General features: G+C 70.2%; 10 protein-coding genes and 1 pseudogene. 3 read left to right on the forward strand and 8 right to left on the reverse strand.

The window, feature by feature from the left end:
• Positions 1-4: 4 nt before the first annotated feature.
• Positions 5-1,117 carry an alpha/beta hydrolase gene (locus tag BKN37_RS09065; RefSeq protein WP_071024642.1) on the reverse strand — a complete coding sequence of 371 codons (1,113 nt, stop codon included), beginning with the start codon at positions 1,115-1,117 and terminating at the stop codon, positions 5-7.
• Here BKN37_RS09065 and BKN37_RS09070 point away from each other — a divergent pair.
• Together BKN37_RS09070 and BKN37_RS09075 are read left to right on the forward strand one after the other, a co-directional pair.
• On the forward strand, positions 1,116-1,949 hold the full coding sequence (locus tag BKN37_RS09070; RefSeq protein ID WP_071024644.1) for an aldo/keto reductase: 834 nt from the start codon (positions 1,116-1,118) through the stop codon (positions 1,947-1,949). The genes BKN37_RS09065 and BKN37_RS09070 overlap by 2 nt on opposite strands.
• Position 1,950: 1 nt before the next feature.
• On the forward strand, positions 1,951-2,793 hold the full coding sequence (locus BKN37_RS09075) for an aldo/keto reductase (RefSeq protein ID WP_071024646.1): 843 nt from the start codon (positions 1,951-1,953) through the stop codon (positions 2,791-2,793).
• 75 nt (positions 2,794-2,868) lie between these two features.
• Here BKN37_RS09075 and BKN37_RS09080 read toward each other — a convergent pair whose 3' ends face one another.
• The 3 genes from BKN37_RS09080 to BKN37_RS09090 are packed head-to-tail and all read right to left on the reverse strand — an operon-like array spanning position 2,869 to position 7,420.
• Positions 2,869-3,579, reverse strand: coding sequence for an HNH endonuclease family protein (locus tag BKN37_RS09080; protein ID WP_071024648.1), 711 nt, complete (start codon positions 3,577-3,579; stop codon positions 2,869-2,871).
• The gene (recG, locus tag BKN37_RS09085) at positions 3,576-5,780 is read right to left on the reverse strand and encodes an ATP-dependent DNA helicase RecG (RefSeq protein WP_071024650.1); all 2,205 of its coding nucleotides are present in this window, start codon (positions 5,778-5,780) and stop codon (positions 3,576-3,578) included. Before recG ends, BKN37_RS09080 begins: the two co-directional genes overlap by 4 nt.
• Before the next feature lie 2 nt (positions 5,781-5,782).
• Positions 5,783-7,420 carry a DAK2 domain-containing protein gene (locus BKN37_RS09090; protein ID WP_071024652.1) on the reverse strand — a complete coding sequence of 546 codons (1,638 nt, stop codon included), beginning with the start codon at positions 7,418-7,420 and terminating at the stop codon, positions 5,783-5,785.
• Between the two features lie 209 nt (positions 7,421-7,629).
• Here BKN37_RS09090 and rpmB point away from each other — a divergent pair, with 209 nt between their 5' ends.
• Entirely contained in the window at positions 7,630-7,824 is a 195-nt protein-coding gene (rpmB, locus tag BKN37_RS09095; RefSeq protein ID WP_071024654.1) for a 50S ribosomal protein L28, read from the forward strand.
• A gap of 103 nt (positions 7,825-7,927) precedes the next feature.
• Here the strand turns inward: rpmB and BKN37_RS27685 are convergent, their stop codons facing one another.
• From BKN37_RS27685 to BKN37_RS28275, 4 genes and pseudogenes are all read right to left on the reverse strand, one after another.
• Positions 7,928-8,218 carry a type II toxin-antitoxin system RelE family toxin gene (locus BKN37_RS27685; protein ID WP_083341680.1) on the reverse strand — a complete coding sequence of 97 codons (291 nt, stop codon included), beginning with the start codon at positions 8,216-8,218 and terminating at the stop codon, positions 7,928-7,930.
• Entirely contained in the window at positions 8,215-8,514 is a 300-nt protein-coding gene (locus BKN37_RS09105) for a type II toxin-antitoxin system Phd/YefM family antitoxin (RefSeq protein ID WP_071024658.1), read from the reverse strand. The genes BKN37_RS27685 and BKN37_RS09105 overlap by 4 nt, the downstream gene beginning before the upstream one ends.
• Positions 8,515-8,594: 80 nt before the next feature.
• On the reverse strand, positions 8,595-9,275 hold the full coding sequence (locus BKN37_RS09110; protein ID WP_071024660.1) for a uracil-DNA glycosylase: 681 nt from the start codon (positions 9,273-9,275) through the stop codon (positions 8,595-8,597).
• 82 nt (positions 9,276-9,357) lie between these two features.
• Positions 9,358-9,515: pseudogene (locus tag BKN37_RS28275) on the reverse strand (thiamine-phosphate kinase); the annotation flags it as partial.

Below are 9,515 nucleotides of genomic sequence, written 5' to 3' on the forward strand. Positions count from 1 at the left end.
CCGTTCAGTCCCGGCTGAGGTGCGCGCGCAGCGCCGAGATCAACTCCGCCGTCGCGACGGCGCTGTCCCCGCCCAGCGGGAACAGGCTGGCGAACCCGTGGCACAGCGAGCCCATGCTGCGCAGGTCGACGGCCGTGCCGGCGGCGCGCAGCGCGGCCGCGTACTGCTCCCCCTCGTCGCGCAGCGGATCGAACCCCGCGGTGGCGATCAGCGCCGGCGCCAGCCCGGACAGGTCCTCGGCCAGCAGCGGCGACACCCGCGGGTCGGTCGGCGCCACCCCGGAGCCGTCCAGGTAGTGGTCCTGGAACCAGTCGATGTCGCGCTTGGTCAGCAGGAAGCCGTCCCCGAACAGGGTGCGCGACCGGGTCTGGGCGGTGGCGTCGGTGATCGGATACAGCAGCCACTGCAGCACCGGGGCCGGGCCGCCGGCGTCGCGGGCCAGCCGGGCCACCACGGCGGCCAGGTTCGCCCCGGCGCTGTCGCCGCCGACCGCGACCCGGCCCGGGACCGCGCCCAGGTCCGCGGCGTGGGCGTGCGCCCAGCCGAACGCGGCGTAGGCGTCGTCGACGGCGGCCGGGGCGGCATGCTCGGGCGCGAGCCGGTAGTCAATCGACAGCACGTGGATGCCGGCGTCGCGGCAGGCCAGCCGGCACAACGCGTCGTGGGTGTCCAGGTCGCCGATGGCGAATCCGCCGCCGTGGTAGAACACCAGCAGCGGCGCGGGGTCCGCGCCGGGCGGACGGTAATGGCGGGCGGCGATCTCACCGGCGGGTCCGGGCAGCGTCAGGTCGGCGACCGCGACGTGGATCTGGCCGCCGCCCATCGCCTGGCAAAGCTGCCGCAGCTGGGTGCGGGACACCACCGGGTCGCCGCCGATGATCAGGCCGTTGATGCCCATCGCCCGCTGCCCGGCCAGCATCACCTGCAACGTGCGGTCCAAGGTGTTGCCGTCGATGGTGACCGACCGCCCGCCGGCCATCAGCCACTTGACCCCGGGCGGGATCCAGGGCATGACCTTCAGGCCCACACTGGTCGCGGGGCGGTACAGCCGGCCCGCCCACCGCCTCGGCCGCGACGCCGACTGCGCGGACCGCGTGCCTGGCACACTCTGTGTCATGACTGCTCCCTTAGTCACGCTCAACGACGGTAATTCGATTCCCGCCGTTGGATTCGGCGTTTACAAGATTCCGCCGGACGACACCGAGCAGGCGGTGGCCACCGCGCTGCGGGTCGGCTATCGCCATATCGACACCGCGGCACTGTACGGCAACGAGCGCCAGACCGGCGCCGCGATCGCCGGTTCGGGCCTGCCGCGGGAGGCGGTCTACCTGGTCACCAAGCTGTGGAACGCCGATCAGGGCTACGACGCCACCCTGGCGGCGTTCGACGCCAGCATGAACCGCCTCGGCGTCGACTACCTGGATCTGTACCTGATCCATTGGCCGTGCCCGCAGCAGGGCACGTTCGTGGAGACCTTCAAGGCCTTCGCGCACCTGTGCGACCAGGGCCGGATCCGGTCCATCGGGGTCAGTAATTTCGAACCCGAACACCTGCGGGCGCTCATCGACGCCACCGGGATCGTGCCCGCGGTCAACCAGGTGGAGCTGCATCCCCGGTTTCCGCAGACCGCGCTTCGGGAAACACACGCCCAGCTGGGCATCGCCACCGAAGCGTGGGCGCCGCTGGGCCAGGGCGAGCTGCTGTCGCATCCCACGATCACCGCCGTCGCACACGCGTGCGGTCGAACCCCGGCCCAAGTGCTGATTAGGTGGCATATCCAACTCGGTAATATCGTGATCCCCAAGTCGGTCCATCCTGAGCGGATCAAGAGCAACTTCGACGTGTTCGATTTCGAACTCGGCACCGAGGAGATGGCTTCGATATCCTCGCTCGACGACGGCACCCGACGGGGCCCCGATCCACGAACCTTCAACTACACAGGCAGGTGAGATGACGTCTGGTGCGGACGCCGCTGTCCCGAGCATCGGTCTCAACGACGAGAACACCTTGCCGGTGCTCAGTGTCGGCGTCGGTGAACTCTCCGATGCCGACGCCGAACGCGCGGTGTCCGCGGCGCTGGAAGTGGGCTGCCGGTCCATCGACACCGCCGCGGTCTACGGCAACGAGGCCGGCGTCGGCCGGGCGATCGCGGCGTCGGGCATTCCCCGCGCCGAGCTGTTCGTCACCACCAAGCTGGCCAACGCCGACCAGGGCTTCGAGGCCTCGCAGCGGGCCTGTGACGCCAGCCTGCAGCGGCTCGGGCTCGACTACGTCGACCTGTACCTGATCCACTGGCCGGCCCCGCCGCTGGGCGAGTACGTGAACAGCTTCGGCGGGCTGATCCAACTGCGCGGTGACGGCCACGCCCGCTCGATCGGGGTGTGCAACTTCACCGACGAGCAGCTGTCCGACGTCATCGACCTGAGCTTCGAGACGCCGGCGGTCAACCAGATCGAGCTGCACCCGTTGCTCAACCAGGCCGAGCTGCGCAGCGCCAACGCCAGCCACAACATCGTCACCCAGGCCTACAGCCCGTTCGGTGTCGGCCGGCTGCTGGACAACCCGACGGTGACCTCGGTGGCCGGTGAGTACGGCCGCACCCCCGCACAGGTGCTGCTGCGGTGGAATGTGCAGCTGGGCAACGCGGTGGTGTTCCGGTCGACCGACCCGCAGCGCATCGCGGCCAACCTCGACGTCTTCGATTTCGAGTTGGCCGCCGAGCACATGGACGCCCTCAACGGGCTCAACGACGGCACCCGGTTCCGCGAGGACCCGCTGACCTACGCCGGCTAGTTCCGCCGAGCAGACGTAAAAGCCCCCAAATCTCCACCGATTTGGGGGCTTTTACGTCTGCTCGCGGCCAGGTACCTACCCGGTCGGGCAGCTGGCCGCCGCCCGGCGCAGCACCGCCGCCGAGGGCGCATCGACCGGCAGCGCGTAGCCGCGCAGCACCGCGATGAACTGCATCGCGTACTGGCACCAAAACGCGGTATTGGCCGGCATCCACAGCGCGGGCTGCGCGTCGCCCTTGTCCTGGTTGGCTTGCCCCTGCACCGCCAGCAGGTTGGCCGGGTCGTTGGCGAACCGCAACCGCCTCGGGAACGGCCAGGCGTCGGCGCCCATGTCCCAGGCCAACGCCAGCGGCACGATGTGGTCGATCTGCACCGACGCCCCGACCTGGGCGCCGCGCCGGAACGCGACGGTGGCGTTGGTGTAGGGGTCGTGCAGGGTGCCGGTGGCCACCGCGTGGGGACAGCGTTTGGTCGACACGAACGTCTTGTCGACCAGGTCGCGGGCCAGGATGTCGTCGCGGGTATCGCACCCGTTGTGGCCGCCGGGTGCGTCGGTGTCGTCATCCCAGGCGTCGCCGTAGGCCGCGCGGTGGTAGCCGTAGCGATGCGTGCGGGCCGGGACCACGGTGATTCCGGCCAGCACGTCGGCTCCGGCGTGCACGGTCGGAACACCGGCCCGGGCGCGGAACTCGTTGGCGTGGTTGCCCGCCGCGGCCACCACCTGATAGGCGACCACTACCGCGAGTAAGGCCAGCGCCGAAAGCCACAGCAGCGCTTTGCGGTTCATGACTTGTCCAGGTATTCGATGCGTTCGCTGTCGATGAAGCGCGCCGCCAGCAGCGCCAACCCAGCATCGGCGGGATTGCTCTGGTGGGCGCGGGTGCAGAAATCGCGGGCGGCTTCGATGATGTCGATGTGGTCCGCCAGCGACAGCAGCCGCAAGGTGATGGCCCGGCCGGACTGGCTGCGGCCCAACACATCACCTTCGCGGCGTTCCTTGAGGTCCAGGTCGGCCAACGCGAACCCGTCCAGCGTGTTCGCCACCGCCCGCAGCCGCTGGCCCGCCTTGGATCCTTCCGAAGCCCAGGTCGCCAGCAGGCACAGGCTGGGATGGCTGCCCCGCCCGATCCGGCCACGCAACTGGTGCAACTGGCTGACGCCGAACCGGTCGGCGTCGATCACCACCATGACGGTGGCGTTGGGCACGTCGACACCGACCTCGATCACCGTGGTGCAGACCAGCACATCGGTGTCGCCGGCCCGAAACGCCGCCATGGCGGCGTCCTTCTGCTCGGCGGACAGCCGTCCGTGCATCAGGCCCAGCCGCAACCCGGCCAGCTCGCCCGAGCCCAGCCGGGCGAACAGCTCGGCGGCGGTGGCCGAGGGTCTGCCCTCCTCCTCGGCGCTGTCGGTGTCGTCGATGCGGGGGGCCACCACATAGGCTTGGCGCCCGGCGGCGACCTCCTCGCGGATCCGCTGCCAGGCCCGGTCCAGCCAGGCCGGTTTGTCCTTGACGAAGATCGTGTTGGTGGTGATCGGCTGGCGTCCGCGCGGCAGTTCGCGCAACGTCGAGGTCTCCAGGTCGCCGTAGACGGTCAGCGCGACCGTGCGCGGTATCGGCGTCGCGGTCATCACCAGCAGATGCGGGGTGATTCCGTCGGGTGCCTTGGCGCGCAATTGGTCTCGCTGCTCGACCCCGAACCGGTGCTGTTCGTCGACCACCACCATGCCCAGCCGGTGAAACTCCACCGCGTCCTGCAGCAGCGCGTGGGTGCCCACCACAATCCCGGCCTGACCGCTGGTGATCTCGGCGCGAACCTGCTTCTTTTGCGCCGGCGACAGCGAGCCGGTCAGCAGCGCCACCTGGATGCCGTCGTCGGCGCCGCCCAGCTGACCCCCCATCGCCAATGGGCCCAGCACGTCACGGATGGATCGAACATGCTGGGCGGCAAGGACTTCCGTCGGCGCGAGCAGTGCGCACTGGTACCCCGCGTCGACCATTTGCAGCATCGCCGCCACCGCCGCAATGGTTTTCCCGGAGCCGACCTCCCCCTGCAGCAGCCGGTTCATCGGGCGGGTGGCACCGATTTCGCGGTGCAGCACCTCGAGCACCGCACGCTGACCGTCGGTCAACTCGAACGGCAACTGGCGCAACAATTGTCCCGCCAACGCATCGGACCGGTGCGGTGCCGCGGGCCCGGACCGGGCCAGCTCGCCGTGGCGGCGGCCCACCAACGCCCACTGCAGGCCGACGGCTTCATCGAACGTGAGCCGGTCGCGGGCCCGCTGGCGCTCGGCCTCGCTTTCCGCGAGGTGGATGGCGCGCAGCGCCTCCTGCTCACCGATGAGCCCGTGCTCGGCGCGAAACGCCTCCGGCAACGGATCGGGTACCGGGTCGAGCACCTCGAGCACTTGGCGCACGCAGGCGAAGATGTCCCAGCTCTGCAGCTTGGTGCTGGCCGGATAGATCGGGTAGCAGGAGCGTTCGAACTCCGACTGCAGCACTTCCCCGCTGATCGCCTGCGACGCCTCGGCGATGTTCCGCAGCGCGTCGCTGCCGAAGTTCTTCGGGCCGGAATCCAGGATGAGGAAGTCCGGGTGGGTCAGTTGCATGGCCCCCCGGAAGAAGCCGACCTCCCCGGACAGCATCACCTTGGTGTCGCGGGTGAGCTTGTATTTGAGGCCCTTGGCGTTAAAGAAGGTGGCGGTCACCTTGTTTCGGCCGCTGCCCACCGTGATGACCAGATACTGGCCCTTGCGTTTCGTCATGTCCCGCATCACGGCGTTGGTGATGGTGTCGACAATGGTGATGTGTTCGCCGGCGGGGGGCCGCTCGTCGTCGGCGCCGCGCACCGTCGCGCCCTCGACGTAGCTGCGCGGATAGTGCCGCAGCAGATCGTCGACGGTCCGGATACCGAAGACTTCGTTGAGCCGGTCGGCGGAGCGGGCGCCCACCACGTAGTCCAGCCGGTCTCCGAGCCCCACCACGGCTACTCGACCCCGATCAACAGCGCGTCGCCGCGGTGCCCGGTGGTGTAGGACACCAGCTCGGTTCCCGGATGATGGTCGTGCACATGGGCTTCCAGGATCCCGCCCACCGTCGCGGTGAGGCCGTCACCGACCAGCACCGTCACCAGCTCACCGCCGGCGGCCAACAGCAGGTCGATCAGGCCGATCGCCGCCGCGGCGACGTCGTCGGCCACGATCAACACCTCGTCGCCGGCGATGCCCAGTCCGTCACCGGGTCGGCACGCCCCGGCAAAGGTCAGCGCCTCCTCGGTGGCGATGCGCACCGACCCGTGCCGGGCGGCGCCGGCCGCCCGCGCCATGGTGTACCCGTCGTCGACCATCGGGCGGTCGGCCTCGTGCACGGCCAGCGCGGCCAGGCCCTGCACCATGGATCCGGTGGGCACCGGCACCACGTCGATGCCCCAGCCGATGGCCGCGGTGCACCCCGCGACCAGCTCCTCGGCGGCCACGTAGCCGTTGGGTAACACCATCACCTGCGCGGCCCCGGTGTCGACCACAGCGCGCAGCAGCTGATGCGCGCTGACGATGGTCGGGTCGGCGGCGTCGGGGTCGGGGCGCAGCACGCAGGCGCCCTCCCCGCCGAACAGCGCGGCGGCGCCGTCGCCGTCGACGACGGCCAGCACCGCCCGCTCCCGTGCCCAGCTGCCCGGCGGTAGCCCGCTCGCGCCGGGCATCAACGCCGAGATCTGGATGCGGCTGGGGCGCCCGAAGGCCAGCCCCGCCTCGATCGCGGCCCCGGCGTCGTCGGTGTGCACGTGCACCGAATAGCCGTCGGCGCCGGCGCCCGCGGCGGCGATCGCCACCGACTCGCCGAGCTGCTGCAGCCGGTCGCGCAGCACGTCGGCCGCCGCGGCGTCACAGCCGTGCAGCAGGTACATCACCTCGAATTGCGGGCCGGGGGCCTCGGCGGGGGTCTCCGGCTGCGGTGCCCGCGGCGCCGGTTCGTAGACGGTGCGGGCCGGGGCGCGCCCGGTGATCGTCGAGCTGAGCGCGTCGAGCAGCACCAGCAGGCCGCGCCCGCCGGAGTCCACCACGCCGGCGTCGGCGAGCACCGCGAGCTGCTCGGGGGTTTTTTCCAGCGCGACGGCCGCGGCGTCGCCGGCGGCGGTGACCGCGGCGGGCAGGTCCTCCCCGTCGCTGGCGCAGTGTTCGACGGCCTCGGCGGCCGCCCGCAGCACCGAGACGATGGTGCCCGGGACCTCCTGACCGCCCATCGAGGCGACGACCAGGGCGACGCCGTGGCGCAGCGCCGCCCCGAGCACGGCGGGGTTGATGTCGGGCAGTTCGCCGCCGGCGTCGGCGGCCGCGCCGGCGGTGACGTCGGCCAGGCCGCGCAGAATCTGGGACAGGATCACCCCGGAGTTGCCGCGGGCGCCGTGGATGGCGCCCACCGACAGCGCGGCCGCGACCTGGGCCACGTCCCCTGAGCCGGCCGCAGTGCCGACTTCGGCCAGCGCCGATCGCATGGTGAACAGCATGTTGATGCCGGTGTCGGCGTCGGCGACCGGGAAGACGTTGAGCCGGTTGATCTCGTCGGTGTGGGTGATCAGGTCACCGACCGCGGTGTGGGCCCAATCACGCAGGGCGGCCGCGTCCAACAGCCGTTCCGACCGTCTCACCAATGCCCCACCTCCTCGCGCCTCCGATGGGCGCCAGCCTAGCCAGTGACGCCGACAGCACTGGTCATAAGGTCGGGGCCGGCTGTTGATCGTTTTGGCACTTGCCCGCCGCGGCGGCTATCCTTATCGGGTTGTCGGGTCACCCTTAGGGTCGTTGGCCCTCAAGCAGACGTTCGAGGAGTTCAGTTATGGCTGCCGTGTGCGATATCTGCGGGAAGCACCCCGGCTTTGGCAAGTCGGTGTCGCATTCGCACCGCCGGACCAGCCGGCGCTGGGACCCCAACATCCAGACCGTGCACGCCGTGACCCGCCCCGGCGGCAACAAGCAGCGGCTCAACGTCTGCACCTCCTGCATCAAGGCCGGTAAAGTCACCCGCGGCTAGGGGCCCTTCTCCCCCGCGAGCGTGCGTGTCCCCGGCCGACACGCCGAGGTGAGCACCGTTTTTGCGCACGCTCGCTGACGTCTCTCTGTGATTCCGCTGGCCGTCACGGCTGCGGGCGGCGATAGATCTGCGATCGATGGTCAATATCGAGGACGTGGACTACCCGGTTGTCGTCGTCAATGCGGTAGACGATGCGATAGGTGCCGCGACGGGCACCATGGCAGCCGGCGAGCGGCCCGAACAACGGCTTGCCGACCCGCCGCGGATTGGCGGCAAGCGCGCCATCACAGAATTCGAGCACGGCGGCCGCGACCGCCTCTGGTAGACGTTCGGTAATCGCGCTTCGCGCGGCAGGCTGAAACCGGACCTGGTAAGGCTCGGCAGATTCCGTCACGCGCCGGTAGCGCGACGTCGCGCCAGATCCTGACGAACGGTGGCCAGGTCAGCGCCGGGCTCGCCACGTCCCAGCGCTGCCAGACTCTCGGAGATGCGCGCGACCGCCTCGGCGTCGCCGAGGATTTCCAGCGTCATTTCCATCCCTTCGAGGTCATCCACTGAAAGCAGGACGGCCTCGGCTTCCCCGTTGCGGGTCAAGGTGATGCGCTCATGTTGCTGGCGCACCCGCCTGGCCAATTCCGATAGCCGGGCCTTGGCCTCTGACAACGGAACAGGAGTCGCGGCAATCGTCATACGCCAATCATAGCCGCGATTAGTCTATATCCAGACCAAACCAGCCCCAAAGATGGTCCACATCCGCCGTGACGCGGCTCCTACGGCAGCCGCCAGTCAATCGGTTCGGCGCCCATCTGGGTCAGCAGCTCGTTGGCGCGGCTAAACGGCCGCGACCCGAAAAACCCGCGCGACGCCGACAGCGGCGAGGGATGCGGCGATTCGATCGCGACACAGGGACCGGCCAGCATCGGTTTCAGGGTCGACGCGTCGCGGCCCCACAGAATGGCCACCATCGGCTGTTCGCGGTCCACCAGCGCCCGGATCGCGCACTCGGTGACCTTCTCCCAGCCCTTGCCGCGGTGCGAGGCCGGGTTGCCGGGCCGCACGGTCAGCACCCTGTTGAGCAACAGCACCCCGCGCTGCGCCCACGGTGTCAGATCCCCGCACGACGGCTGCGGATGCCCCAGGTCGGCGGTGTACTCGGTGAAGATGTTGGCCAGGCTGCGCGGCAGCGGCCGCACCTCGGGGGCCACCGAGAAGCTGAGCCCCACCGCATGCCCGGGTGTCGGGTAGGGATCCTGACCGACGATCAGCACCCGCACCTGATGGAACGGGGTGGTGAAGGCGCGCAACACGTTCGGCCCGGCCGGCAGGTAGCGGCGCCCGGCGGCGATCTCGTCGCGGAGAAACTGCCCCATGGCGGCGACCTGATCGGCCACCGGGTGCAGCGCCGCCGCCCAGCCTTGCTCGACGAGTTCGGTCAACGGCCGGGCGGTCACGACCGGCCCTTCGCCGGCAGGCTGCCCCGGCCAGGGCGGTGGCAGACGGTGAATCGCGGTGGGGTGAGCACAGCGATTCACCTTAACCGTCGAACGACTGCCACCCCCGATAACCGTCCCACTCCCGACCGTCGACGAGCACCCGGGCCGGGCCGTCGAGCACCCGCCCGATCACCCGCCACCCCGCCGGGACCGCGGCGGCAAAGGCAAAGCACGCCACCAGGGCGTGGTCCTCTCCCC

It is taken from the genome of Mycobacterium talmoniae (assembly GCF_001854525.1).
GTDB classification, from domain to species: domain Bacteria; phylum Actinomycetota; class Actinomycetes; order Mycobacteriales; family Mycobacteriaceae; genus Mycobacterium; species Mycobacterium talmoniae.

Coding starts and splice junctions, on each gene's coding strand:
- BKN37_RS09070 (WP_071024644.1), top strand. CDS start 1,116: ATGACTGCTCCCTTAGTCACGCTCAACGACGGTAATTCGATTCCCGCC.
- BKN37_RS09065 (WP_071024642.1), bottom strand. CDS start 1,117: ATGACACAGAGTGTGCCAGGCACGCGGTCCGCGCAGTCGGCGTCGCGG.
- BKN37_RS09075 (WP_071024646.1), top strand. CDS start 1,951: ATGACGTCTGGTGCGGACGCCGCTGTCCCGAGCATCGGTCTCAACGAC.
- BKN37_RS09080 (WP_071024648.1), bottom strand. CDS start 3,579: ATGAACCGCAAAGCGCTGCTGTGGCTTTCGGCGCTGGCCTTACTCGCG.
- rpmB (WP_071024654.1), top strand. CDS start 7,630: ATGGCTGCCGTGTGCGATATCTGCGGGAAGCACCCCGGCTTTGGCAAG.
- BKN37_RS09105 (WP_071024658.1), bottom strand. CDS start 8,514: ATGACGATTGCCGCGACTCCTGTTCCGTTGTCAGAGGCCAAGGCCCGG.